General features: G+C 72.1%; 23 protein-coding genes. 8 read left to right on the top strand and 15 right to left on the bottom strand.

Annotated elements, in window-relative coordinates:
- The 4 genes from OO52_RS30075 to OO52_RS30090 all read right to left on the bottom strand — a co-directional run.
- Window positions 1–858, bottom strand: an 858-nt coding sequence (locus OO52_RS30075) for a carboxyl transferase domain-containing protein (RefSeq protein ID WP_280923250.1), incomplete at its 3' end; no start/stop codon positions are given.
- Window positions 851–2,335, bottom strand: a complete 1,485-nt coding sequence (locus OO52_RS30080) for an acyl-CoA synthetase (RefSeq protein WP_030649583.1) — start codon at window positions 2,333–2,335, stop codon at window positions 851–853. The genes OO52_RS30080 and OO52_RS30075, both read right to left, overlap by 8 nt.
- Before the next feature lie 55 nt (window positions 2,336–2,390).
- Complete coding sequence (locus tag OO52_RS30085) at window positions 2,391–2,996, bottom strand: O-methyltransferase (protein WP_030649582.1); 606 nt, start codon at window positions 2,994–2,996, stop codon at window positions 2,391–2,393.
- 10 nt (window positions 2,997–3,006) lie between these two features.
- Window positions 3,007–4,107, bottom strand: a complete 1,101-nt coding sequence (locus tag OO52_RS30090) for a MerR family transcriptional regulator (protein ID WP_030649580.1) — start codon at window positions 4,105–4,107, stop codon at window positions 3,007–3,009.
- A gap of 145 nt (window positions 4,108–4,252) precedes the next feature.
- On the opposite strand from OO52_RS30090, the gene OO52_RS30095 reads away from it, so the two are divergent.
- Window positions 4,253–5,158: an ATP-grasp domain-containing protein gene (locus tag OO52_RS30095; RefSeq protein ID WP_030649577.1), complete on the top strand. Its 906-nt coding sequence runs from the start codon at window positions 4,253–4,255 to the stop codon at window positions 5,156–5,158.
- 45 nt (window positions 5,159–5,203) lie between these two features.
- Here the strand turns inward: OO52_RS30095 and OO52_RS30100 are convergent, their stop codons facing one another.
- Window positions 5,204–5,770 carry a hypothetical protein gene (locus OO52_RS30100; RefSeq protein ID WP_420711433.1) on the bottom strand — a complete coding sequence of 189 codons (567 nt, stop codon included), beginning with the start codon at window positions 5,768–5,770 and terminating at the stop codon, window positions 5,204–5,206.
- Between the two features lie 173 nt (window positions 5,771–5,943).
- On the opposite strand from OO52_RS30100, the gene OO52_RS30105 reads away from it, so the two are divergent.
- Both OO52_RS30105 and OO52_RS30110 read left to right on the top strand, forming a co-directional pair.
- Window positions 5,944–6,717 carry an IclR family transcriptional regulator gene (locus OO52_RS30105; protein ID WP_030649572.1) on the top strand — a complete coding sequence of 258 codons (774 nt, stop codon included), beginning with the start codon at window positions 5,944–5,946 and terminating at the stop codon, window positions 6,715–6,717.
- Window positions 6,714–7,559: an SMP-30/gluconolactonase/LRE family protein gene (locus tag OO52_RS30110; protein ID WP_030649569.1), complete on the top strand. Its 846-nt coding sequence runs from the start codon at window positions 6,714–6,716 to the stop codon at window positions 7,557–7,559. The genes OO52_RS30105 and OO52_RS30110 overlap by 4 nt, the downstream gene beginning before the upstream one ends.
- A gap of 246 nt (window positions 7,560–7,805) precedes the next feature.
- On the opposite strand, the gene OO52_RS30115 is transcribed toward OO52_RS30110, so the two are convergent.
- The 3 genes from OO52_RS30115 to OO52_RS30125 are packed head-to-tail and all read right to left on the bottom strand — an operon-like array spanning window position 7,806 to window position 11,071.
- Window positions 7,806–9,200, bottom strand: coding sequence for an NAD(P)/FAD-dependent oxidoreductase (locus OO52_RS30115; RefSeq protein ID WP_030649566.1), 1,395 nt, complete (start codon window positions 9,198–9,200; stop codon window positions 7,806–7,808).
- A complete protein-coding gene (locus OO52_RS30120) occupies window positions 9,193–10,422 on the bottom strand; it encodes an MAB_1171c family putative transporter (RefSeq protein WP_030649563.1) in 1,230 nt (409 codons plus the stop codon). The genes OO52_RS30115 and OO52_RS30120 overlap by 8 nt, the downstream gene beginning before the upstream one ends.
- Window positions 10,423–10,438: 16 nt before the next feature.
- Window positions 10,439–11,071, bottom strand: coding sequence for a hypothetical protein (locus OO52_RS30125; RefSeq protein WP_030649560.1), 633 nt, complete (start codon window positions 11,069–11,071; stop codon window positions 10,439–10,441).
- A gap of 289 nt (window positions 11,072–11,360) precedes the next feature.
- Between OO52_RS30125 and OO52_RS30130 the strand changes: the two genes are divergently transcribed.
- A complete protein-coding gene (locus OO52_RS30130) occupies window positions 11,361–11,552 on the top strand; it encodes a hypothetical protein (protein WP_030649557.1) in 192 nt (63 codons plus the stop codon).
- 14 nt (window positions 11,553–11,566) lie between these two features.
- A complete protein-coding gene (locus tag OO52_RS30135; protein WP_030649554.1) occupies window positions 11,567–13,087 on the top strand; it encodes an alpha-N-arabinofuranosidase in 1,521 nt (506 codons plus the stop codon).
- Here OO52_RS30135 and OO52_RS30140 read toward each other — a convergent pair whose 3' ends face one another.
- Entirely contained in the window at window positions 13,088–16,042 is a 2,955-nt protein-coding gene (locus OO52_RS30140) for a glycoside hydrolase family 35 protein (protein WP_030649551.1), read from the bottom strand.
- 75 nt (window positions 16,043–16,117) lie between these two features.
- Between OO52_RS30140 and OO52_RS30145 the strand changes: the two genes are divergently transcribed.
- The 3 genes from OO52_RS30145 to OO52_RS30155 all read left to right on the top strand — a co-directional run bounded on the left by OO52_RS30145 (window position 16,118) and on the right by OO52_RS30155 (window position 17,772).
- Window positions 16,118–16,576, top strand: a complete 459-nt coding sequence (locus OO52_RS30145; RefSeq protein ID WP_030649548.1) for an RrF2 family transcriptional regulator — start codon at window positions 16,118–16,120, stop codon at window positions 16,574–16,576.
- 95 nt (window positions 16,577–16,671) lie between these two features.
- Window positions 16,672–16,875 carry a hypothetical protein gene (locus OO52_RS30150; protein WP_030649546.1) on the top strand — a complete coding sequence of 68 codons (204 nt, stop codon included), beginning with the start codon at window positions 16,672–16,674 and terminating at the stop codon, window positions 16,873–16,875.
- 246 nt (window positions 16,876–17,121) lie between these two features.
- On the top strand, window positions 17,122–17,772 hold the full coding sequence (locus OO52_RS30155) for a DUF4360 domain-containing protein (RefSeq protein ID WP_030649543.1): 651 nt from the start codon (window positions 17,122–17,124) through the stop codon (window positions 17,770–17,772).
- A gap of 544 nt (window positions 17,773–18,316) precedes the next feature.
- Here OO52_RS30155 and OO52_RS30160 read toward each other — a convergent pair.
- The 6 genes from OO52_RS30160 to chvE form a co-directional block, all read right to left on the bottom strand.
- On the bottom strand, window positions 18,317–18,823 hold the full coding sequence (locus OO52_RS30160) for a hypothetical protein (protein WP_234339801.1): 507 nt from the start codon (window positions 18,821–18,823) through the stop codon (window positions 18,317–18,319).
- A 52-nt stretch (window positions 18,824–18,875) separates the two neighbouring features.
- Window positions 18,876–20,495, bottom strand: coding sequence for a pyridoxal phosphate-dependent aminotransferase (locus OO52_RS30165; RefSeq protein WP_030649541.1), 1,620 nt, complete (start codon window positions 20,493–20,495; stop codon window positions 18,876–18,878).
- A 102-nt stretch (window positions 20,496–20,597) separates the two neighbouring features.
- Window positions 20,598–21,746: an aldose epimerase family protein gene (locus OO52_RS30170; RefSeq protein ID WP_030649540.1), complete on the bottom strand. Its 1,149-nt coding sequence runs from the start codon at window positions 21,744–21,746 to the stop codon at window positions 20,598–20,600.
- A 25-nt stretch (window positions 21,747–21,771) separates the two neighbouring features.
- Window positions 21,772–23,016, bottom strand: a complete 1,245-nt coding sequence (gene mmsB / locus OO52_RS30175; protein WP_030649538.1) for a multiple monosaccharide ABC transporter permease — start codon at window positions 23,014–23,016, stop codon at window positions 21,772–21,774.
- Window positions 23,013–24,563: a multiple monosaccharide ABC transporter ATP-binding protein gene (gene mmsA / locus OO52_RS30180; protein WP_030649536.1), complete on the bottom strand. Its 1,551-nt coding sequence runs from the start codon at window positions 24,561–24,563 to the stop codon at window positions 23,013–23,015. Before mmsA ends, mmsB begins: the two co-directional genes overlap by 4 nt.
- A gap of 33 nt (window positions 24,564–24,596) precedes the next feature.
- Window positions 24,597–25,706, bottom strand: a complete 1,110-nt coding sequence (gene chvE / locus OO52_RS30185; protein WP_030649533.1) for a multiple monosaccharide ABC transporter substrate-binding protein — start codon at window positions 25,704–25,706, stop codon at window positions 24,597–24,599.
- Between the last annotated feature and the right edge of the window lie 18 nt (window positions 25,707–25,724).

A 25,724-nucleotide genomic window follows, 5' to 3' on the forward strand; every position in this document is an offset into this window, starting at 1 on the left:
GGCGGGTTCCGGCGGGGCGGGTTCGGTCCCCTGGGCGGATCCTGGAGCGGAGGCGGGCGCGGTCCCCTGGGCGGACCCCGGGGTGGAGGCGGGCGCGGGCCACTGGGCGGATGCCGGGGCGGGGGCGGTGGGCTGTGCGCTGTCGGTCGGTGTGACGTCCGGCGTGGTGCGCGCCTCCCGCCCGGACAGCAGCCGCAGCCACCTCCCGAGCACCCCCTTCAGCTCGGCCGGCGCCACGATCGCGTCCGCCGAACCCGCCCTGAGCTGGGACTCCGCCGTGTACGCGGCCGGGTCGGCGCCGGGCGGGCGGACCCGGGAGCCGGCGAAGCCGACCTGGGCGCCGGGGAGGGCCAGGACGATGTCCGCGCCCGCGCCGAGGGTGGCCCAGCCGCCACCGGTCGTCGGGTCCCGCAGGACCGCGATCTGGGGCAGCCCGGCCTCGCGGGTGAGCGCGGACTGCCGGGCCACCCGCTGGAGCTGGGTCAGCGCGAGCATGCCCTCCTGCATCCGGCTGCCCCCGGTCGCGATCAACGGCACGACCGGCAGCCGGTGTTCGCGGGCGTGGGTGTACGCCGCCTCCAGCCGGTCCCCGGTGCGCTCGCCCAGCGAGCCGCCCAGGAAGCCGAACTCGAACGCGATCAGGACGGCCCGGGTCCCCCCGACGCGCGCGGTGCCGCAGACGACCGACTCCCGCTCGCCGGTGCGGGCAGCGGCACGGTCGCGGGAGGCGTCGTAGCCCTGCCAGCCGAGGGGGCCGTCGTCCCGCTTCGACTCCCGCACCGGGGCGGGCAGTTCACGGAAGCTGTCCGCGTCCGCGACCAGCGCGAGTATCTCCCGTGCCGAGAGCCGCTCAGGCATCGGACAGGGCCCGCTTCATGATCTTCCCCATGTCGTTGCGGGGGAGCGCCTGAAGGTAACGGACGACCCGGGGGCGCTTGTGCGGGGCAAGCCGCCGCGCCACGTGGTCCGCCAACTCCTCGGCGCCCGGCGGGGTTTCCGGGTCCGCCGGGACGATCCAGGCCACGATCCGCTCGCCCAGGTCGGCGTCCGGCTCTCCGGTGACCGCCGCCTCCCGCACCCCCGGGTGCTCCAGCAGCGCGTTCTCGATCTCACCGGCCCCGATCTTGTACCCCCCGCTCTTGATCAGGTCGGTGGCCTTGCGGCCGACGATGCGGACGTAGCCGTCGGGCTCGCGCACGGCCATGTCCCCGGTGCGGAACCAGCCGTCGGCGGTGAACGCGGCGGCGGTGGCGTCGGGCCGGTTCAGGTACTCGGTGAACAGGTTCGGGCCGCGCACCTGGATCTCCCCGACGCTCTCCCCGTCGTACGCGGTGATCTCCGTGCCGTCCTCCTCCACCAGCCGCAGCTCCACGCCCGGCAGCGGCACCCCGACCGTCCCGGCCCGGGCCTCCCCGTCGGCCCGCACGCTGGTGTTCATGAGGGTCTCGGTCATGCCGTACCGCTCGATCACCCGGCGTCCGGTCGCCGCCGCGATCCGCTCGTGGTCGTGGACCGGCAGCGCGGCCGAGCCCGAGACCAGCAGCCGGGCCCCGGCGAGCGCCTTGGCCAGCTCCGGGTCGCCGGGCAGCGCCTCCGCGATCCGGTGGTACATCGTCGGCACCCCGAACACCATGGTCGCGCCGGCGTTCAGCTCCCGGGCCACGCCCTCGGGGGAGAACCGCCCCAGGTGCCTTACGGAGCCGCCGCGCCGCAGCGGGCCCAGGACGCCCAGCACCAGCCCGTGCACGTGGAACAGCGGCAGCCCGTGCACCAGCACGTCGTCGCCGGTCCACCGCCAGGCGTCGGCGAGCGCGTCCAGGGTGGTGGCGAGGGCCCGGCGGGGGAGGACCGCGCCCTTGGGCGGGCCGGTGGTGCCGGAGGTGTAGACGATCAGCGCCGGGTCACCGTCCGAGGCCCGTTCCTGAGGGACGGCACCGGTGGCGGACGCGTCGACCTCGATCCGTGCCAGGTCACCGAACACCGGCGGGAGTTCGACGCCGGGCGCGGCGAGCACGAGGGAGGGGGCGCTGTCGGACAGGATGTGCGCCAGTTCCCGCTCGCCCGACTTCGGGTTGAGCGGCACCGCCGCCACCCCGGCGAGCAGCGCGCCCGTCACCGCGACGGCGGTCTCCAGCTCCGCGGTGGCCCATACGGCGACCCGGCCGGAGCCCTCGATCCGCGCGGCCAGGGCACCCGCGGCGCCCGCCAGCCCGCCGTACGTCAGGGACCGTGGTCCGAACCGCAGGGCGGTCCTCCCCCGGACTTCGTCCGGGGGTACCCCCGTCTCGCTGCGCTCGCCCGGACCGTCCGTCAGGGCGGGGAAGAGGGAGGACACGCGGCGCACTCCTTACTGTCGGGCGGTGCCGACTGCCGGGGACGACAGCACCTTCCTACACCAGGACCCGCGTCCCGACGACAGCGCTCAGATCGGCCGCGAGCCGCAGCTCGACCGCCCGCAGCGCCGGATGCTCCAGCCAGTGCAGCCGGGCCCGGTCGACCCGGCCCTCGTGCAGCGGCGGCCATCCGGCCGCGGGCGTGAAGTCGTCCACGACGACCGTGCCGCCGGGCGCCAGCAGCCGCTCCACGTCGGCGGGCGCGTCCCCGGGCGCCTTGCCCTGCCCGCCCCCGTCGAGGACGAGCAGGTCGAAGGGGCCGTACTCCTCGATCCGCCGCCAGTCGCCGGTCAGCACGGTGACCGCGGGCCGGCCGGCGAAGACCTCGGCGGCGCGCCGCGCCCGCTCCGGATCCCGCTCGACGCTGACCAGCCGCACCCCGGGGGCGGCCCCCGACGCGAGCCAGGCCAGGCCGACACCGAGCCCGGTGCCGGTCTCCCCGATCCGGAGCCGGGCGCCGCCCGCCAGCGTGTGCAGCAGGCGGCCCTGTTCGGGCCGGCAGGAGAAGGGGAAGCCGTGCGCGCGGGCGGCGGACAGGGCGTGCCGCACGAGCGGCGGCAGCCCGTCCGCACCGGTGTACGCGTCGGTGCCGTGCTGTGCCATGCGACCGTTTCTAGCCGACGGGGACGGACGGGCGGGCGGATCGCACCACATCGGCGACGACACAACTGACGTTGTCGGGACCGCCCGCCGCGTTGGCCGCGTCGATCAACGACCGTACGACGGCCTCCGGATCGGCCTCGGCGGCCAGCAGCCGTTCGATCAGCGCGTCGGGGACGACCCGGGTCAGCCCGTCCGAGCACAACAGGTACCGGTCCCCGGCACGGGCCTCCCGTACCCGCAGATCCGGCACCGGCGGTGTGCCGAAGGTGCCCAGCGCCTTCAGCAGCAGGGCCCGCTGCGGATGGCTCTCGGCCTCCTCCTCCGTCAGCCGTCCCTCGTCGATCAGCGACTGGACCACGCTGTGGTCGTGGGTGATGCGGAACAGCTCGCCGTCCCGCAGCAGGTACGCCCGCGTGTCCCCGATGTGCACGAGGGCCAGCTTCGACCCCGTCCACAGCAGCGCGGTCAGCGTGGTCCCGCTCTCCTCGCCGCCCTCCCCTCCGGCCCGCGCGAGGTCCTGTACGGCCTCGTTCGCCCCGCGCACCGCCTCCTCCAGCAGGTTCAGCACACTGCCGGCGGCCGGTTCCTGCTGCTCGTCCAGGAACCTCAGCGCCGCCACCGCGGCATTGCTCGCGGGCGCCCCCGCCGGGCCGCAGCCGTCGGCGACGGCGAGCAGCCTGCGGCCCGCGTACACCGTGTCCTGGTTGGCCGGGCGGACGTGGCCGCGGTCCGAACGGGCCGCGTAACGCAGTTCCAGCATGGTGGTGTGTTCCCCTCTCGACTCACCGGTCAGCTCCTCGACGAGGAACGCGGCGAGGTCCCGCCGTACGGCCGTCTCCGCCTCCACCCGCGCCCAGTACGCCCGGATCTCCCGGGCCGCGCCCGCCGCGTCCAGGGCGCACACCGCCCGGATCTCGGCCAGGGGCATGCCCAGGCGGCGCAGCCAGGCCACGAGCCGGGCCCGTTCCAGCTGGGCGAGGGCGTAGTAGCGGTAACCGGTGTCCGGGTCGACCCGGGCGGGCGGCAGCAGCTCCAGCTCGTCGTACAGGCGCAATGCCTTCGGTGACAGCCGGCTCGCCTTCGCGAACGCCCCGATGGTCAGCAGCTCCATGCGCACCTCGCGCGTCTCGTCGTCCGCCACCGATGCTGGGGCTTGACCGAAGGGGAAGGTCAACAGGGGTGTCACGGTTCCCGCGGCGCTTGTTAGCCTCGCAGCCGCACCGACCGTCGAACCCGCGTACGACAGGGAGTCCGCCGTGCCCCGCATAGCCCTCGCCACCTACGACCCCGGAACCGGGCCGAGCAAGGACGCGGACCTGCCGGCGCTGGTGCGGGCGCTCGCGGACGCCGGTGCCGAGGCGGAGGCCCGGCACTGGGACGACCCGGCGGTGGACTGGGGCGGGTACGACCTGGTCGTCATCCGCTCGACCTGGGACTACAGCTGGCGGGCCGCGGAGTTCGCCGCCTGGGTGGACCGGGTCGGCGCGCTGACCCGGCTGGCCAACCCGGCCCCCGTGGTGCGCTGGAACGCCGACAAGCGTTACCTCGGGGAGCTGGCGGCGGCCGGCGTGCCCACCGTCCCCACCCGCTACCTGGCCCCCGGCGAGCCGGCCGGCCTGCCGGCCGGGCACGAGTTCGTGATCAAGCCGACCTCGGGCGCGGGCGCCCGGTTCGCCGCCCGCTACACGCCCGCCGAACGCGACACGGCGGTACGGCACCTGGCGCGGATGCACGCGGAGGGCTTCACCGCGATGGTGCAGCCGTACATGCCGGGCATCGACGTGCGCGGTGAGCGGGCGCTGCAGTTCTTCGGCGGGCGGCTGCTGCACGTCAGCCGCAAGGGAGCCGTGCTCTCGCCCGGCACGCCGTACGACGCCGACAAGGTGGCCCACCCCGACCTGGAGCGCTGGCAGCCCACGGACGCCGAACTCGCCGTCGCCGAGAAGGCGTTGGCGGTCGTGCCCGGCGCGCCCGGGCTGCTGTACGCGCGCGTGGACCTGGTGGACGGCGAGGACGGCGAGCCCCGCCTGATGGAACTGGAGCTGGTGGAACCCAACCTGTTCCTGTGGCTGCACCCGGACTCGCTGCCGCGCGTGACGGAAGCGATCCTCGCGGCGGCCGAGGACCCGGACCCGGCCGCCCCGGCGGTCACGCGTACCTGACCGGCGCGCCCCCGCGCCCTGCCGCTTCCGATGAGGCTCCAGCTCTCACCGCTCCGGGGTGAGGACGGCCGTCCGCTGGAGCAGCCCCCAGGTGAACTCGGCGACCACCTGCCGCCGTACGCCGTCGCGGCCGGGGGCGGTGAGCGCCAGCCCCCACCGGGTGGGGGCGGTGCCCTCCAGCGGGCGGGCGGGGGCGAAGGCGCGGGCGGCCTCGTCGACCGTGCAGGACCAAGGGGTCAGATCCTCCAGCGTGCGCAGCTCCGGCGCCGGCGCACCCGGCGCCCGCACCAGCCACTCGTTCCAGACTCCGCCGTCGGGCCCGACGAGCACCTCGAAGCGCAGGGCGGGCCAGAGCGGCAGGGCCCACCGCCGGGCCTCGCAGTCGACGTCGCCGAGCCGGCGCGGCACGACGGACTCCGGTTCGCCGAGGACGGAGCGGTAACGGGCGGCGGCGCCCCGGGACCGCGGCGAGCGGACCATGGCCTGCCACCGCTTGTTGGCCTCCCGCATGTCCGCGATCGAGGCGCCCAGCCGCCGTCGGGCGTCCTCGACGAGGCCGGGGTTGTGGTCGGCCATGCGGCGCAGCAGGACCAGCTGGAAGTCCGGATCCATGGGTCCATGGTGCCGTGACCACGGGTGTCCCTCCCGACCCATTGCCCGGGCACCTCTCCATGACTAGCCTGTGTTCGTCATGCCGATCGCCTGTTGATATCTCGAACGTCCCGGACGTCTCGACCGCCGATATCGCCGACACAGGCGCTGAGACCCAAGGGAGGGGGCCGGACGTGGGACGCCTCGTGCCTGCCGTGACCCGAGCTCTCGACATTCTTGAGCTGTTCCTCGACGGGGACGGGACGCTCTCCGCCCCCGACATCGTGCGCAGGCTCCAACTGCCCCGCACCACCGTGCACGAGCTGGTCACCACGCTCGCCGCCCGGTCGTACATCGTGCAGGTGCCCGGACAGCCCGGACGGTACCGGCTCGGCGTACGCCCGTACCAGCTCGGCAGCCGCTACGCCGAGCAGCTCGACCTCGCCGCCGAGGGCCAGCAGGTGGCCCGCTCCGTCGCCGAGACCTGCGACGAGACGGTGCACGTCGCCATCCTGGAGGGCACCGACGTCATCTACATCGCCAAGGTCGACTCCACGCACGCGGTCCGCATGGTCTCCGCCGCCGGCCGCCGGCTGCCCGCCCACTGCACCTCCGTCGGCAAGATGCTGCTGGCCTCGCTGCCCGAGCCGGAGCTGACCGCGCGGATCCCCGACGAGGCCGAACTGGTCGCGATGACCCCGAACAGCATCACCGAACCGGCCGCCCTGCGCGAGGTCCTGGCGGAGATCCGGCAGCGCGGGATCGCCGTCGAGAGCCGCGAGTCCAACCCGGACGTCTCCTGCGTGGCCGCGCCGGTCCGCGACCGCACCGGCCAGGTCGTGGCCGCGCTGTCCATCTCCGTCCCGATGATCCGCTGGAGCGACGAGCGCCGGGCCGAGCTGGAGCAGCTCGCCGCGAAGGGCGCGGCGGAACTGTCGGAGCGGCTGGGCCACCGGAGCGCGGCATGACGGCGTACGAGGTCGCGGTGCGGGCGGAGGCCGCGCTCGGTGAGGGCCCCACCTGGGACCCGGCGACGGGCCGGCTGATCTGGCTGGACATCCTGGGCATGCGGCTGCACACCTACGACCCCTCCTCCGGCCGGCGCACGATCCGTACGACACCGCAGCACGTCGGCGCGGCCAAGCCCCGGGCGGGCGGCGGCCTGGTGCTCAACCTGCGGGACGGCGTGGGCCTGCTGGACCCCGACGACACGTTCCGCTGGCTGCACCACGAGCCGGTCGCGGGGCGCCGCGCGAACGATGCGGCGGTGGCGCCCGACGGGTCGTTGTGGGCGGGCACGATGCGGTACGACGAGGCGCCCGGCGGTGGCACGCTGTCCCGGCTGACGGGGGACGGCGCCGTGCGCACGGTCCTGCCGGACGTCACGGTCAGCAACGGCACCGGCTGGAGCCCCGACGGCCGCCTGATGTACTACGTCGACAGCCCCACCCGGCGCGTCGACGTCTTCGACCACGACGAGGACGGCGTCCGTGATCGCCGCACGCTGGTGGAGATCGAGGAGGGCGCGGGCTTCCCGGACGGACTGACCGTCGACGCGGAGGGCTGCGTGTGGGTGGCGCTGTGGGACGGGGGAGCGGTCCGCCGCTACACGCCCGCCGGCGAGCTGGACCGGGTGATCACCCTGCCGACCCCCCGCACGACAGCCTGCGCGTTCGGCGGCGCCGCCCTGACCGACCTCTACATCACGACAGCCCGCACGGGCCTGCCGCCCACCGACCCCCTGTCGGGCTCCCTGCTCGTGGTGCCCGGCGCCGGGCAGGGCCTGCCCCAACCGGCGTTCGAGGGCTGAGCCCGCCGGCGCGGCTCGGGATCGGGCCGCGCGACCAGGCGCTGACGGGGCCGCCGTGCACCACACAGTCGACGGAACCGCAGTTCCCCAGGGGCGCGGGGAACTGCGCGACCGGCCTCGACGGGCCCGCGGCCGGCGGACGGCAGGGACCACCCCCAGGGCCGCTCCCGAAGGGCCGCGGGGAACTGCGCGATCAGCCACCACGGACCCGCGGCCGGCCGACGGCACAAGCCGCCCCCCCGCGCCCTACAACCCCGCGGACTTCCGTTCCTCCGACGTCAGCGGCGGAGCCGTGAGCGCCGGCTTCAGGGGCCCCGCCACCGCGGCCACCAGCACACTCGGCGCCAACAGCACCTCCGCCCCCCGCTGAAGCGCCGTCACGTCCGTCACCCGCCGGGCCACGCGCCCGTTCCCCGTGGCGGTCCGCAGCAGGCGTCCGACGTACGCGGCCAGCACCCGGTCCCGCAGCGTCGGCCCCTGCTCGGTCGCGCCGGGATAGAACACGTCCGCCCCGACGGCGAGGTCCCACGCCGCCCGGACGGTCCGCCCGACGGCCCTCTGCGCCTGGCGGGCCACTCCCCGGCCCCCCAGCCCCTGACGCCGTACCACGTCCCGCAGCGCCAGCGCCGATCGCGCGGCCACCGCCATGCCGTGCCCGTACACCGGGTTCAGCGCGCACACCGCGTCGCCGACGACCACGAAGTTCTCGGGCCACACCGGCATCCGCTCGAAGAAGTGGCGCCGGTTCGCCGTCGTCCGCGTGACCGCGACCTCCCCGAGCGGCTCCGCGCCCCCGCCCAGCAACTCCCCGATCAGCGGATGCCGCAGTCCGTCACGGGCGTACGCCTCGAACTCCTCGGCGCGGGACGGCGGTTCGTCACCGCGGCCGCCGAACAGCGTGACGATCCACTTGCCGTCCTCCACCGGCATCAGCACACCCCCGCGCCCGGTCCCGGAACCCCGCGGATCGGGCTCGATGTTGACGACGGGGAAGCCGGCCCGCGCCGCCTCCGGCGCCCGGTACAGCCGGCTGGCGTACACCAGCCCGGAGTCGACCTCCCGCCGTTCGACGGCGGGCAGCCCCAGCCCGGTGAGCCACCCCGCCGCCCGCGAGCCGCGTCCGGTGGCGTCCACGACGAGGTCGGCCGTCAGCGTCCGCTCGGCGCTGTCGTGGGCGCGGATGCGCACCCCCGTCACCGCGCCGGCCGTGCCGGTGAGCCCCGTCGCCTCGGCCCGCTCCACGAGTTCGGCCCGCCCGTCGGCCAGCACCAGCCGCCGTACCACCCAGTCCAGCAGATCCCGGCTCGCGGGCAGCATGAACGCGGACTCGGCCCAGCGCCGGTACCAGCCGTACGGGGACAGCGCCACCATGTCCGTGGTCATCGGCACCCGGCTCACCCCGGCCGCGCGCAACCGCCCGATCGCCCCGGGCAGCAGCTCCTCCAGCGCCCGCGCCCCGCCGGACCAGAGCTGATGCACATGCCGGGCCTGCGGCAGCCCCTTGCGGGGCGCGGGCCCGTCGGGCAGCGCGTCCCGCTCGACCACCGTCACCCGGGCACCGGCGGCCGTCAGGGCGTGGGCCGCGAGCAGGCCGGCGAGGGAGCCGCCGAGGACGACGGCGGTGGGTCTGTGCTCATTCATGAACGGCAACGCTCTCTGCTGGGACGGCCGCACGCGCGCGCACCGCCGCGATGTCGTCGGGACGGCGGAGGGCTCGGGATACGGCCCCGATCTCCTGGAGCAGGTTCGTGGTGTCCGGCCCGGCGGCCGCCTCGGGCGGCTCGGGCGCACGGGCCTTGGTCTCGACGGCGTCGAGGATGCTCACCGCGGCCGCCAGCGCGCGGGCCCGCTCGGGCGGGTGGCCGAGGCCGAGCGCGGCGTCGTACGCGCGCCGGCCGAGCCCGGTGTCGATGTGCCGGGCCAGCGGCAGCAGCACGTCCCGGATGAACGTCTCGCGCCGGGTGAGCCGCAGTTCGGGCGTGGCGCGCAGCACGAACGGCACCCCTTCGCCGCTCACGGTGCGCATGAGCTGGTACAGGGGCCGCAGTTCGCGGTGGGCGAGCCGGACCCGCCAGCGGTCGTGCAGGTACTGGCCGGCGTGCGGCAGGATGAAGCCGACGGCGATGAGGATGGCGGAGAGCGCGGCCACGGGCGGGGCCAGATTGGTGCTCAGCCAGTCCAGGTCCTGGCCGAACCAGCGGGCGACGACGGCGATCAGCTTGACCGCGTCGAAGATCAGGTTCAGCACGTAGCCGGCACCGAGCAGCTTCAGGCCCCAGCGCAGCCAGGCGTCCAGGCCCTCGGTGCGCACCCAGTTCCAGATGAGCCGGGAGGTGATCAGGCAGGCCACGGCGTGGGCGACGAGGTAGAGCAGGATCTCCTCGCGCATGAACGGGGTGGTGGCGTAGTGGGTGTCCAGGTCCCGCAGCCGCTCCTCGGGGGCGTCGGCGAGGAGGAACAGCACCCACAGGGCGACGATCACCCCCGAGTACACCGAGATCACCCAGCGCATCGCGCGGCGGGTGGCGGCCGAGCGGTCGGACAGGCCGTTGCGCCAGGTGATGATGAGCAGCAGACAGGAGCCGCAGAACGCGGTGATCAGCGAATAGCACCAGGGCGCGGAGATGTTGGGCACGCCGGTCAGCCGGTTGACCCAGGCGATGGTGGAGGGCGTGCAGAACACGAACACCGCGCAGGCGAGCAGCAGCAGTCCGCCGACCGCGCGCAGCAGTGGGTCGCGCCACAGCCGGATGATGGTGGGCAGCTTGATCACCAGGGCGGCGGTGAGCACGGCCGTGGGGATCCAGAAGGAGATGTAGAACTCGTTGAGGAATCCCGAGGGGTTCAGCGCCAGCCGGGTCACCGGGCGGTTCCTCCCCTCACCGGGCCGTTCCTCCCCTGCCTCGGTATCCGAGGGAACGCTGCACCGGGTCCAGCGCGGTGGTGCGGGTCCCGCAGAGGTGGCCGCGGAACAGGGTGGCCAGCCGGTGCCCGAAGTCGTCGGCCTCGGCCTCGTCGGTCTCCCGGGAGCCGTCGCGGGCGGCCACGGTGAGGGCCGCCTCCCGCCAGCCGGGCGTGTCGGTGAGGGCCCGGGCGGCGGCGGCTCCGGCCAGGTGGTGGTGCCGGTGACCGGCGTGCAGGTGCCACAGTTCGTGCCCGAGGATGACCAGTTGCTGCACGGCCTCGGCCCGCTCCTCCACGATGACCAGGTCGAAGTCGGCGAACTCGACCCACAGACCGGTGACTTCGATCTCGTCCGGGAAGCGTTCGAAGCGCAGCTCCACCGGCCGTCCGCCGCGCAGCGCGCTCATCTCCTCGCACAGCGCCCGGCACAGGGCCCGTACACCGCCGGGCGGTTCGGGCCGGGCGCGGACGGCGGCGGCGAGGTCGCCGGCCAGGGCGCGCATCGCCGGGCCGGGGCCGGAGCGCCGTGTGCGGGCCGGGCCGGAGCGGGCGCGTCGCAGTCGTGCGGCCAGGCGTGCCGCCTGCTCCCGCGCGCCCCCGAAACTCATCTGTCTCCCTCCCCACCGCCGGTTGCGGCTGGTCCGAGCGTACGCGCCTGGATGTGTCCGCGTCATGCAATCCGGCGACCGTCGTTCAACGAGGAACCACCTATGAGCTTGTCTGCGACCCATTGACGTGGAAGCGCTTCCTATCTACGGTTCCGTTCGAAGTTACGAGCGCTATCCGATATCTCGAACGGCGATCTCTCGAACGGTGGGGGCACGCACCGGTCCACCACCTGGCGACCCGCCCCGACGCCCCCTACGCGGTCGAGGGCCCGACAGCGAGGGCCGGTCGATGCTCGACGGAGGCGGCGACCTCCTGCTGGCCGGCCACGGCCGCTACGTGGGCCCCGGCGGCGAGTCGACGTTCCGCACCCACGGCAAGACCTGGCTGGCCTACCACTACTACGACGCGGACGACGACGGCACCCCGAAGCTGGGCCTCAACGAGCTCCGGTGGCGTGCGGGTTGGCCGGTCTTCAAGTGACCCGGAAGGATTCCATGAGCAACAGCACCGCCCGCTTCACCCTGGACCCCGCATTCACCGTCGGCCGAGTCAACCCCCGCCTCTTCGGCTCCTTCGTGGAACACCTCGGCCGCTGCGTCTACACCGGCGTCTACGAACCCGGCCACCCCACGGCAGACGCCGAAGGCCTCCGCACGGACGTGCTGGACCTCGTCCGCGAACTCGGCGTCACCACCATCCGCTACCCCGGCGGCAACTTCGTCTCCGGGTACAAGTGGGAGGACTCCGTCGGCCCCGTCGAAGAGCGCCCCCGCCGGCTCGACCTGGCCTGGCACTCCACCGAGACCAACCGCTTCGGCCTCTCCGAGTACATCGCGTTCCTGCGGAAGCTCGGCCCCCAGGCCGAACCCATGATGGCGGTGAACCTCGGGACGAGAGGCGTGGCGGAGGCCCTCGAACTCCAGGAGTACGCCAACCACCCCGCCGGCACCGCCCTCTCCGACCTGCGCGCCGCCCACGGAGACAAGGAGCCCTTCCGCATCAGGCTCTGGTGCCTCGGCAACGAGATGGACGGCCCCTGGCAGACCGGCCACAAGACGGCGCGGGAGTACGGACGGATCGCCGCCGAGACCGCCCGCGCCATGCGCCAGCAGGACCCCGGTGTCGAACTGGTCGCCTGCGGCTCCTCCAGCCAGGCCATGCCCACCTTCGCCGAGTGGGAGGCGACCGTCCTGGAGGAGACCTACGACCTGGTCGACCACATCTCGCTGCACGCCTACTACGAGCCCGTCGACGGCGACCTGGACTCCTTCCTCGCCTCGGCCGTCGACATGGAGTCCTTCATCGAGAACGTGGTCGCGACGGCCGACCACGTGGGCGCGAAACTGAAGTCGAAGAAGAAGATCAACCTCTCCTTCGACGAATGGAACGTCTGGTACCTCTCGAAGTGGGAGGAGTACGCCAGGTCCGTCGACCAGTCCGACTGGCCCGAGGCGCCCCGCCTGCTGGAGGACAACTACAGCGTCACGGACGCGGTCGTCTTCGGCTCGCTCCTCATCGCGTTGCTCCGGCACGCCGACCGCGTCACCGTCGCCTGCCTCGCCCAGCTCGTCAACGTGATCGCCCCGATCATGACCGAGCCGGGCGGCCCGGCCTGGCGGCAGACGACGTTCTTCCCCTTCGCGCAGGCCTCGCGGTACGGCCGGGGCCAGGTGCTGGACGTCCGCGTGGACTCGCCGACGTACGACACGAAGAAGTACGGCGAGACCGACCTGCTGCACGCCACCGCCGTCCGCGCGGACGACGGCACGGTCACCGTGTTCGCGGTCAACCGCGGCCGCACCGAGCCCCTGCCCCTGGAAGTGGCGCTGAACGGACTGGAGCTGACGGCCGTGACCGAGCACAGCGCGCTCGCGGACGCCGACCCCGACGCCCGCAACACCCTCACCGACCCCGACCGCGTCACCCCGCACCCGGTCGAGGGCACCGCCCTGAGGGACGGCACCCTCACCGCCGTACTGGAGCCGCTGTCCTGGAACGTGATCAGGCTGGCGTGATCAGACCGGCTCGACCGGCACGCCGCCCGTCGCCTTGCCGAGCAGCGTCAGCCGGACCGACCCGGGGCCCGACAGCGTGGTGAACTCCGAGAGGACCGCCAGCGCCAGGGTGTTGGTGCCCCGGGTGCGCAGGATGCCGTTCGGCAGGACGAAGGTGTGCTGCGGGCCGACGTTGTTGACGTACTGGCCCAGGTTCCAGCCGTTGAGGAAGATCTGGGCGCGGTAGGCGCGGTACGGGTCGTCGTCCAGGGTCAGGCCGATCGACGCGTCCACGTCGGCCGGCACCGACAGCCGGAACGTGGTCCGGTACCAGGTCACGCCCTGGTACCGCGCCGCGCGCGGGAAGGTCACCTTCTCCCAGTCCCGGTCCCGGAAGCCGGGCAGGTGCCAGCCCTCCCGCTCGCCGTACAGGCCGCCGTTGTTCATCGGCCCGCGCACGGGGTCGGCGGCGCCCGCGCCCTGGATGCGCCACCGCACCTTCGGCGACGCCCCCTTGAACGTGACCGCCGTCAGGCCCCGCGCCACCTTGTGCGTGTCGAGCGCCTTGCCGTCCTGGTCGTGCTGCATACGCCGGACGAGGACCGACAGCACATGCCGACCGGGGGAGCGCAGCCGCTCACGCACCGGGAACACCGCCGTGTCCGCCCAGCTCCCCTTGCGGATGGTCACGTTCTTGTCCGGCACCGGCATCCGGTGCGTGCCCAGCGGCTCGCCGTCCAGCCACGCCATCAGCAGGCCCTGCGTGCCGGTGCTGTAGGCGAGGGAGACCTCCTCGACACCGGTGCTGTCGGAGAAGCTGCCCCGGTACCAGACGTCCCCGTAGTGGAAGCCGTAGTCGTCCGCGAAGAGGACCGGCTGTCCGTCCGGGACGGCCGTGGTGCTGTACGAGGACGTCTTGTCGGCCGCCTTCCACGACGAGTCGTCGAAGCTCGGGCCCGCCTCCGGGTTCTCCGTGCGCATCCGCCAGCCGCCCAGCCCGGGCAGCCTTACCTCGGGCGTGTCCGGCAGCATCCCGGTGGTCAGCAGGCTGCCCGAGAGCGTCACCCGGGTGGGCAGCTTCCGCCCGTTCCAGACCAGGGTGCCGATCCCGCGCGGGCCCCACACCTCCATGCTCGTCCGCTCGGCGATGTCACCCGTCAGGTGGACCTCCGACCCGCGCAGCTCCGCGTGCCGCAGCAGCGCCGGGCCGTACACGAGGAGGGTCCCGGACGGGGTGTCGTACGGGAAGAGGCGGACGGCCGTGGCGTCGTCGGCGAAGAGCAGCAGCAGCGGGGTGTCGGTCTCGCCCTTCTGCACCAGCACCCGGGTCAGCCCGCCCTGGCCAAGGGGGGCGTTGACATGGAGTTCGTTCCGGTCGAAGGCCCAGCCGGCCTCCGGGTCCAGCCGCTGCACAAGGGGCTCCGCCGGGCACTTCAGCACCAGCTCGGCCATCTCGTCGCCCCGCCCGGCGAACACGGCGATGTCCTGCCGGCCCGCCGTCAGCACCGTCATGGGCGCGGCGGTGGCGTACTTCAGCGTCCGCTTGCCGAGCGGCAGTCCCGTGGTGAGCAGCTTGGCGTCCTTGCCGGGCACGGTGATCCGCAGCTTGCCCGCGTCGGTGGGCAGCTCCGTGGTGACCGGGTCGGTGCCGTCGTTGCGGGCGACGTACACATGGGTGCCGGTGTCCGGGTTGGTCAGGTGGTAGACCTTCAGCCCGTCGGCCGTCACGTCCGCCGCCCGGTCCAGCTTCGCGAAGTCGGGCACGCGCTGGAGCAGATGGCCGAGCTGGTGCATCGGCGCGATCTTGTCCGTGACGTTCCGGCCCTCGTCGATGGCGGCGCCGTAGTCGTACGACGTGTAGACGACCGGCGCGGGCAGCCAGCCCCACGACGTCCCCCCGAACGTCATGTACACGTTGTGCAGGGTGAGTCCGTTGGCGAGGTTGGTGAGATAGAACCGCCGCTCGTACGCCGCGTCCCGGGTGCGCCGTGACTCGGCGTATCCCTTGCCGTCGAACCAGGCACCGCCCCACGGATCGAACCAGCCGCCCCCGAACTCGGGCACGAACCCGGGCGTGGTGGGGGAGGCGGTGGCCCCGCCCTTCGCCCCGCCGGGCCCGTAGTGTCCCCAGTCCGGCGGGGTCTGGGACGGCGACGGATACCCGTCGAACCCGTACAGCCAGCCGCCCCGCTCCCCACCGGTGTCGAAGGACCCCGGGACCCAGTAGCCGTTCCGCCCCTTGTCGTTGTGGAACAACGGAACGTCGATCCCGTCGCCCCGCACCTTCCGGTACAGGTGGGACATGTAGTTCCGCCCGGTGGACTCGTCCACGTGGGCGTCGTACTCGTTCTCGATCTGGTACAGCAGGATCGTGCCGGTGCCCTGCGTGAACAGATGCCGGCGGGCGATCCGGTTCACCCGGGTCAGCCACTCGTCCACGTGCGCCAGATAGGCCGGGTCGTCGGTCCGGGCCGTGCCCTCGGTCGCCGTCAGCCACCCGGGGAAGCCGCCCCCGTCCACCTCGGCGTTGATGTAGGGACCGGGCCGCAGAATGACGTACAGCCCGGTCTCGGCGGCCGTCCGCAGGAACAGATCGAGGTCCCGGACACCGCTGAAGTCGTACTCGCCGGGCGCGGGGGAGTGGTAGTTCCACGCCACGTAGATGCTCACGGCGTTGTACCCGTGCGCCCGCATCTTCTGGAGCACGTCCCGCCACAGGGACGGGCTCGGCAGCCGGAACGGATGCATCTCGCCGGACCACACCACCAATCGCCGCCCGTCCACGAGCAGCGAGTAACGGTCGTACCCGATGGTGTGCCGCTCGCCGTCGGCGCTCGGCGGCAGCGGTGCCGGACCGGTCGGCGCGCTGCTCCCCGCGTACGCGGAGGGCGCCCCGGGGCCGCCGCTGCCGCCGAGGGCGAGACCGAGCGCGGCGGAGCCGGTCAGGGCACTGAAGGTACGTCTGCTGAGCGCCAAGGTGGATCCTCCCGGGCGATCTTACGGGGGCGAGGTCCGGCCATTCTCCCCACGGACACGCCCCACAATGGACCCATGAGGATCTCGGCGCGGGCGGATTACGCGGTACGGGCGGTACTGGAGCTGGCCGTACGGCAGGGTAACGGCCCGGTGAAGGCAGAAGAAATCGCCGCCGTGCAGGAGATCCCGCACAAGTTCCTGGAAGGGATCCTCGGCGACCTGCGACGGGCCGGGATCGTCGACAGCCGGCGCGGCGGGGGCGGCGGCTACCGGCTGGCACGGGACGCGGCCTCGATCACCGTGGCCGACGTCATCCGGGCGGTCGACGGCCCGATCGTGTCGGTGCGCGGCGAACGCCCGACGGGCCTCGCCTACACCGGCACCGCCCAGCCGCTGCTGCCGCTGTGGATCGCCCTGCGCGCCAACGTCCGCCGCGTCCTCGAGGGCGTCACCGTCGCCGACCTCGCGGCCGACGACCTCCCCGAGCCGGTCCGCGCCCTGGCGGCGGAACCGGCGGCCTGGGAGAACCCGTGAGCGCAACGCCGGCCCCCCGGCGGGCGCACCGGTGAGTGTCCCCCGGCCGGCGCACCGGCGAGTTTCCCCGGCGGGCATCCGTCGTTAGGGCGGGCATGATCAAGAAACTCGCCTGTGTCACCGCCCTGACGGCCGCCCTCCTGGCATCCGCGCCCACCGCCGGAGCGGCCGCCCGCCCCGCCCCGCCCACCGGTGTCCCGGGCGCCTCCCTCCTCAACGGCATCCTCGGCTCCCTGGAGATCGGCCACCCGGCCACGTCCCTCAAGACGCTTGTCCCCACGGGCGTCCGGGGCGAGTGAACGGCACGACCGCCGCGTGCGCGCCCGGCCCACCGGGCGCGTCCGTGAAAACCCCGATGTGAATGGCCGGAGTTCGCTCTCCCGGCGCCGGGCGGGGCTCCCTACGCTACCCACGCCTCCACGCTCCGTTCACAACGGACGCACAACTTCTTCAAACTTGAACGGCCCGAACGGCTCGAACGACTGGAACGACCCGGAGCGGATGCGGCGGGAGGCACACCCCCCACTCGAAAACCGGGAGAAACCATGGCTGGTGGAATCCTCCTGAGCGGCGCCGTGGCCGCTCTCCTCACCACCGCACTGCCCGCCCAGAGCCCCTCCTCCGTCTTCGACGACCCGCCCCCGGACAAGATCGTCATCGACGTGGCGACGGTCAACGGCTCGGGCTGCCCCGCCGGTACGGCCGCCGTAGCGGTCTCGCCGGACAACACGGCCTTCACGGTGACCTACAGCGCCTACCTGGCCCAGGCCGGCGGCAACTCCGACCCCACGGCCTTCCGCAAGAACTGCCAGCTCAACCTGGTGGTCCACGTCCCGCAGGGCTTCACGTACGCGATAGCCAGCGCCGACTACCGGGGCTTCGCCTCGCTCCAACGGGGCGCCACGGGCACGCAGAAGGCGTCGTACTACTTCCAGGGCTCGTCGAACACCGTGCCCAGGACCCACCCGTTCAACGGCCCCTACAACGACGACTGGCAGGCCACCGACTCCACCGACTGGGCCCAACTGGTCTGGGCGCCCTGCGGTGTGCTGCGCAACTTCAACATCAACACGGAGCTGCGCGTGAACGCCGGCACCGCGACCCCCGACAAGGTCAGCTTCATGACGATGGACTCGACGGACGGGGACATCAGTACGGTGTACCACTTGGCCTGGAAGGAGTGCCCGACCTCGTGAACGGCGCCGAGACGCCCGGACCGTGAACGCCGGCTGAGTCGGTTGCCGTCGGTCCGCCCGCTTCTTCGCCAGTGTCGTGCTTCCGCGGCCCGAGTAAAGGGCGCGTTCCGCGTCGCCTTCGGCGATGGGCCTCCGGCCCCCCCTTGACTCGGCCCGCTCCACCACGAGGGAGAAGCGAGCGGGCGGCCCGGAAAGCCGTGGCCCAAGCGGCTACGGGCCCTCACCCGAGCCCGGCACGCACCCGGAGTCGGGGGCGCGGTCGCGTCTCGCCTGCACGCCGGGTGGGCTGAGCGGCGAACGGTGGGTGGGATCCTCCTGCCGTGGCGCCCCAGGAGCCCCTCAGGTCACACGGTCCCGGTGATTGGCGGATTTGAACCACTCCCACCGACCACCCAACCCCACGACCTGCCCCTTTAAGCGCACCCCTTGGCACAAATCCGCCAATCACCATGCCGACCCCAGGGCCCGGTACCGGTCCGGGCCACCGCCTCTCCGGGGCGCTCGCTCCAGCCCGACACTGGCCGGGAAGCGAGCGGAGCGACAGTTACTTCCCGGTGAGGGTGGCGTGCCGCCGACTCCCCTCCGCCCCGGGGGAGTAGCCGGCCGGTGGCGTACTGAGCGCGGGGATCAGGGCGGGGTCGGCACCGAGGTCCGTGACCCCCTCGCGAACGGCGTCCGTGAACCGCGTCAGCTCCGCCACCAGGACCTCCCAGGCGACCGGCGCGGTCCAGCCGTCCGGCTCGAAGACCGAGCCGACCCGCCAGCCGCCCGTCGTCTGCTCGATCCGAACCGTGCCCACCTCCTCGAAGGACATCGACTCGAAACGGAAGCCGTCCCGCTCCGGCTCCCGCCCAAGCCAGTCGACCAGGGCGCGTGCCAGTTCGGCGACCGGGAAGTCCTCCACCGCGCACACCGTCCGCTCGCCGTCCCGGATGACGAGGTCCGCTTCGAGATCCACCAGCAGGACGTGGACGGGCGCCGTCGCGGGCTCCATGCCCCGCCTCGGCAGGTCAGAGGTGTTCAGGTTCTCGTACGCGACAGTCACCGGCATCAGGTGAACCTATCAATCACCGGATGAAGCCGGCGGTCCGGCGGGAGCCGCGTCAGACGGCCGCTTGGCCCGTTCCCGCCGCGTTCGGCCAGCTCTGCGCGTTGGGCCAGCCCGTCGCGGGTGCCGGGGTCAGGCCGGCGGCGGGTGCCGGGGCCGTCATCCCGCGGACCTGGGCGGCGGTGAGCCCACCCCGGGCCGGAACGCCGGGCGGGGTGGGGGCGAGGGCCGCGGCGGGCGCGAGCGGTACGGGTGCCGGGGCCGGTACGGGCGTAGGGGCCACCGGCGCGGGCGCGGGCGCGGGCGCGGGTACCGGGACGGGGGCCGGCGCCGCGGGGGCCGGCGTCGGCAGTGGCTGGGCTGCCGCCGGCATCGGCATCCCGCCGCCGGCCGGTGCCACGGCGGCGGGGAGCGGCATGCCGGTGCCGGCGGCCGGAGCGGGGCCGGCCGGTGTGAGCCGCACACCGGCCCCGTTGGTCTCGCTGACCAGCCGGTCGACCGCCGCCGTACCCGAGCTGTAGCTGGTCCCGGTGCCCGGCTCGGGTACGGCGGCTCCCCTCCTGGACCCGTAGAGCACCTGTTCCAGGCCGGACACCAGGCGACGCACGTCGACCTGGGGGCGCACCACGAGCCGCAGGAAGCGGCTGGAGGATCCGATCTTGTTGCCGCACTCGCGGACCAGGATCCGGTGCTCGGTGAGCATCCGGTCCCGTACCACCGTGCCCTCGGCGCCGACGGGCAGCCGTACGAAGAGGAAGTTGCCCTGGGAGGGGTAGACGGTGAGGCCGGGGAGTGCGGAGAGTTGGCTGGCCATCTCCAGGCGGTCGCGGCGGACCTGCTGGAGGCTCTGCGCGTACTCGGGCCCGTGCTCCTTCAGCATGAACACCACGTGCTCGGCGAAGGAGTTGAGGTTCCACTTCGGCAGCATGGCGCGGACCTTGCCCGCGAGCGCGGGGTTGGCGACGAGGTAGCCGAAGCGGATGCCGTGCAGGCCGAAATTCTTGCCGAGGCTGCGCAGGACGATCACGTTGGGGCGGAGCATGGCCTCCTGGACGACGCTCGGCTCGGCCTCCGCGTCGGCGAACTCCAGGAAGGACTCGTCCACGATCACCAGGTCGAGGTCCGCCATGGCGTCCATGAACTGCACGATCTGCCGGCGGCGCAGATAGCCGCCGTCGGGGTTGTTGGGGTTGCAGATCACGGCCACCCGGGTGCCCCGGGCGCGGATGAACTCGGCGTACTGGCCGAGGTCCAGCGCGAAGCCGTTCGCCTCCTGGAGCGGGAACATGTCGACCCGCTTGCCGGTCTCCATCGGCTGGTCGGTCCAGCGGCCGAAGGTGGGCACGGGGACGGCCAGGGACTCGCGGACCAGGAGGTGGTCGATCCAGGTGATCAGCTCCGTGGAACCGTTGCCCATCGCCACGCACTGCGGCGGGAGCTGGAGCAGGTTGCACAGCTCCGCGGTGACGGTGTCGGCGCTGCTGGGGTAGTACGTGACGATCTCGCGCAGCCGGCCCGCCATCTCCTCGAACATGGCGGGCGTCGGGAAGTACGGATTGCACGGAATGCAGAAGTCCACCGGGCCGGTCCCGTCGCCGCCCTCCCGCGTCAGCGCCGCCATGGAGGGGCTGTGCGCGGCGGTGCCGCGGAACAACGAGGTGACGTTGCCGGCCAAGGGAACCTCCGTCGAAGGGTGGCCCGTGCGGGGGAGCACGGGCCACCCTTCGATACGGAGGCGACGGCAGTGTCGTTCAACTCACCGGCGGTGTGAGCCGGTTCACGCCCCGAAGGTGTGGATGGTCGACGTCCGGTACGTCTGGCCCGGCCGCAGCACCGTCGACGGGAAGTTCGCGTGGTTCGGCGAGTCCGGGAAGTGCTGCGTCTCCAGGCACAGGGCGTCGCCCTGCCGGTAGGTGCGGCCGCCGGTTCCGGTGAGCGTTCCGTCGAGGAAGTTGCCGGAGTAGAACTGCAGCCCCGGCTCGTTGGTGGCGATCTTCAGGGTGCGGCCGGAGCGCGGGTCGCGCAGGGTGGCGACGTGCTCGGGCCTCGCCGTGATCCCCTTGTCCAGCGCCCAGTTGTGGTCGTACCCCTTTGCCAGCACCTGCTGCTCGTGACCCGCCCGGATGTCCCGGCCGATGGGCTTGGCGTGCCGGAAGTCGAACGGGGTGCCCGCGACCTTGGCCAGCTCGCCGGTGGGGATCAGACCGGAGTCGGTGGGGGTGTAGCGGGAGGCGGCGATCGTGAGTTCGTGGTCCTCGATCGTGCCGCTGCCCTCGCCGGCCAGGTTCCAGTAGACGTGACTGGTGAGGTTGACGACGGTGGCCTTGTCGGTGGTGGCCTCGTAGTCGATGCGCCAGTCGCCGTGCCGGGTGAGGGTGTACGTCACCGTCGTCCGCAGCGTGCCCGGGTAGCCCATCTCGCCGTCGACGCTGGTGTAGTGCAGGCTCAGGCCGACGTCGGAGCCCTTGGTGAACGGCTCGACGTGCCACACGTGCTTGTCGAAGCCCTGGGCCCCGCCGTGCAGACTGTTGGCGCCGTCGTTCACGGAGAGCTGGTACGGCTTCCCGTCCAGCGTGAACTGTCCCTTGCCGATGCGGTTGCCGTACCGGCCGATCAGGGCGCCGAAGTACGGGCTCTTCGCCACGTAGTCGGCGATGTTGTCGAACCCGGCCACGACGTTGGCGTACCGGCCGTGCCGGTCGGGCAGCTCAAGGGTCTGGACGATGCCGCCGTAGGAGAGCACCTTCATCCGGGTGCCGCCGTTCTCCAGCGACCAGCGGTACACCTTCGTGCCGTCGGCGAGCGTGCCGAAGAGTTCCTTCCTCGGTTTCCTTCCCGAGGCGGCTTCGGCAGTGCCGCCGAGGGTGGTGGCGGCGAGGCCCGCCGCGGCTGCTCCCGCTATGACCGTGCGTCTGTTCAGTTCCATAGGTGCGGCTCCGTTTTCTGGGCGCTTACGAACCGGACTTGCGCTTGTTCCACACGTCGAACCCGACCGCCACCAGCAGGGCGAGGCCCTTGATGACCTGCTGCCAGTCGGTGCCGACGCTGAGGAGGTTCATGCCGTTGTTCAGCACGCCGAGGACGAGACCGCCGATGATGGCACCGAGGACGGTGCCGACACCGCCGCTCATGGACGCGCCACCGATGAACGAGGAGGCGATGGCCTCCAGCTCGAAGTTGACGCCCGCCTTCGGCGAGGCCGCGTTCAGGCGGGCGGCGACCACCAGACCCGCCAGGGCCGCGAGCACGCCCATGTTCAGGAAGACGTAGAAGGTGACCTTCTTGTCCTTCACACCGGACAGCTTGGCCGCCGGCAGGTTGCCGCCGATCGCGTAGATGTGCCGGCCGAAGACCGCGTTGCGCATGACGTAGCCGTAGCCGACGACCAGCGCGCCGAGGATGATCAGCACGATCGGGGCGCCCTTGTAGCTGGCGAGCAGCAGGGTGAGCACGAGGATCGCGGCGACCAGGGCGGTCAGCTTGAGCAGGAACAGCCGGGTCGGCAGCACGTCCAGGGAGAACTCCTGCTGGCGGCGGCGGTCCCGGAACTCCTGCCACACCACGGCCGCGATCAGGACGAGCCCGAGCAACAGGGTGAGGTTGTGGTAGTTGGTGTCCGGGCCGACCTCGGGCAGGAAGCCGTTGCCGAGCTTCTGCAGACCGTCGGGGAACGGGCCGAGGGTCTGCCCCTTGAGCAGGATCTCGGTGAGGCCGCGGAAGAGGAGCATCCCGGCGAGGGTGACGATGAAGGACGGTATGCCGAGATAGGCGATCAGATAGCCCTGGATCGAGCCGGCGACCGCGCCGACCACCAGGCACAGCACCAGCGCGATGGGCCAGGAGATCCCGTGTTGCACGGTCAGCACGGCCGCGAAGGCGCCGACGAACGCGGTGAGCGAGCCGACCGACAGGTCGATGTGCCCGGCGATGATCACCAGCATCATGCCGATCGCGAGGATCAGGATGTAGCTGTTCTGCAGCACGAGGTTGGAGACGTTGCGCGGCAGCAGCAGGTCCCCGTCCGTCCAGATCGCGAAGAGGACCACGATCAGGCCGAGCGCGATCAGCATGCCGTACTGGCGCATGTTGCGGCGCAGACCGGCCAGCATCAGGCCGAGCAGTCCCCCGTCGGCAGCCGGTCCGCTCTTGCCCGGCGGCGCGGGGGCCGGGCTCTTGGCGGTCACATCCGTGCTCATCGCGTTACCTCTTTGTCCTTCGTCATATGGCGCATCAGCACTTCCTGCGTGGCCTCGGCCCGCTGCACCTCACCGGTCAGCCGCCCGGCGGCCATCGTGTAGATGCGGTCGCACATGCCGAGCAGCTCGGGAAGCTCGGAGGAGATGAAGACGACCGCCTTGCCCTGGGCGGCGAGCTGGTCGATGACCGTGTAGATCTCGTACTTGGCGCCCACGTCGATGCCGCGGGTCGGTTCGTCGAGGATCAGCACGTCGGGACCCGCGAAGATCCACTTGCTGAGGACGACCTTCTGCTGGTTGCCGCCGGAGAGCTTGCCCACCGGCTCGAAGACCGTGGGCGCCTTGATGTTCATGGACTTCCGGAAGCCCTCGGCGACCTGCCGTTCCCCGTGCTCGTCCACCACACCCCGCTTGGAGACCTTGTCCAGCGCGGTCAGCGAGATGTTCCGGTTGATGGTGTCGATGAGGTTCAGGCCGTAGTGCTTGCGGTCCTCGGTGACGTACGCGATGCCGTGCCCGATCGCCTCCGCCACGGTCTTCGTACGGATCTCCGTGCCGTCCTTCAGGACCGTGCCGGCCGCGTACCGGCCGTAGGTCCGCCCGAAGACGCTCATCGCGAGTTCGGTGCGGCCCGCGCCCATCAGGCCCGCGATGCCGACGATCTCGCCGCGGCGCACGTTCAGCGACACGTCGTCCACGACCTTGCGCTGCTGGTCGATCGGGTGGAACACGGTCCAGCCGCGGATCTCCAGCGCCGGTGCCGCGCCCACCTCAGGCTGGTGCGGGGTGCGCTCGGGGAAGCGGTGGTCGAGGTCGCGGCCGACCATGCCGGCGATGATCCGCTCCTCGGTCGTCTCCGGCGCCTTCACATCGAGGGTCTCGATGGACCGGCCGTCCCGGATGATCGTCACCGAGTCGGCGACCTTGCGGATCTCGTTGAGCTTGTGGGAGATGATGATCGAGGTGATGCCCTGGTTCTTCAGCTCCAGGATCAGATCGAGGAGCTTGTCGCTGTCCTCGTCGTTCAGGGCCGCCGTCGGCTCGTCCAGGATCAGCAGCTTCACCTGCTTGGACAGTGCCTTTGCGATCTCGACCAGTTGCTGCTTGCCCACGCCGATGTCGGCGACCCGGGTCTCCGGGTGCTCGTCCAGACCGACCCGGCGCAGCAGCTCGGTGGCGTGGCGCAGGGTCTCGCGCCAGTTGATGAGCCCGCGCGTGGCGTGCTCGTTGCCGAGGAAGAGGTTCTCCGCGATGGACAGATGCGGCACCAGCGCCAGTTCCTGGTGGATGATGACGATGCCGTGCTGCTCGCTCGCCCGGATGTCCTTGAACTGGCAGGTCTCTGACTCGAAGAGGATGTCCCCCTCGTAACTGCCGTACGGGTGGACGCCGGAGAGCACCTTCATCAAGGTGGACTTGCCGGCGCCGTTCTCCCCGCAGATGGCGTGGACCTCGCCCTGCCGGACGGTCAGGGTGACGTCCGACAGCGCTTTGACACCGGGAAAGGTCTTGACGATCGAGCGCATTTCCAGGACGGGTCCCGCCATGGTCGTGCCTTCCAATCCTTGGGAACGGGCGGGTTACTTGAGGTCGGCCTCGGTGTAGTAGCCGCCGTCGATCAGCACCTGCTTGTAGTTGCTCTTGTCGACGCTCACCGGCTGGAGCAGGTAGGCGGGCACGACCTTGGTCCCGTTGTCGTAGGTCTTGGTGTCGTTGACCTCGGGCTTCTTGCCCTTCAGGGAGTCGTCCATCATCGTGGCGGCGACCTCGGCGAGCTTGCGGAGGTCCTTGTAGACGGTCTGCGTCTGCTGACCGGCGATGATCGACTTCACCGAGGCCAGCTCGGCGTCCTGGCCGGTGATGACCGGCAGCGGCTTGCTGCCCGAGCCGTAGCCGTCGGACTTCAGGGCGGACAGGATGCCGATGGAGATGCCGTCGTACGGCGAGAGGACCGCGTCGACCCGGCCGCTCTTGTAGGCGGAGGTGAGGACGTCCTCCATGCGCTTCTGCGCGGTGGTTCCGTCCCAGCGCAGCGTGGTGACCTGGTTGAGCTGGGTCTGCCCGGACTTGACGACGAGCTGCTTCTTGTCGATGTACGGCTGGAGCACCTTCATGGCGCCGCCGAAGAAGTACTTCGTGTTGTTGTCGTCGTTGGAGCCGGCGAACAGCTCGATGTTGAAGGGGCCCTTCTTGCCCTTGCTCAGCCCGAGCTTGTCCACGATGTACTGGCCCTGGAGCGTGCCGACCTTCTCGTTGTCGAACGAGGCGTAGTAGTCGACGTTCTTGGTGCCGAGGATCAGCCGGTCGTAGGAGATGACCGGGATGTGCGCGTCCGCGGCCTGCTGGAGCACGCTGTTCAGCGACTTGTTGTCGATGGCCGCGATGATCAGGCCCTTGACGCCCTGGGTGATCAGGTTCTCGATCTGCGAGACCTGGGTCTCCGGGTCGTCCTCGCCGTAGACCAGCTTGGTCTTGTAGCCCTTGGCCTGCAGGTCCTTGACGACGTTCTTGCCGTCGGAGATCCAGCGTTCGGAGGACTTGGTCGGCATGGCGATGCCGATGGTGGCGCCCTTGACGTCGCCCGACTTCTCCTTGCTGCCACCTTCGCCGCTCTGGCCGCAGGCGGTGAGGGTGAGGGCGAGCGAGGCGGCTCCGGCTATCGCGGCGAGGGCGGCTCTGCGGTTGCGCATGGCAATCAGTCCTTGTTC

Origin of the sequence: Streptomyces flaveolus, assembly GCF_000716535.1 — a bacterium.
In the GTDB taxonomy this organism is placed as follows: domain Bacteria; phylum Actinomycetota; class Actinomycetes; order Streptomycetales; family Streptomycetaceae; genus Streptomyces; species Streptomyces flaveolus_A.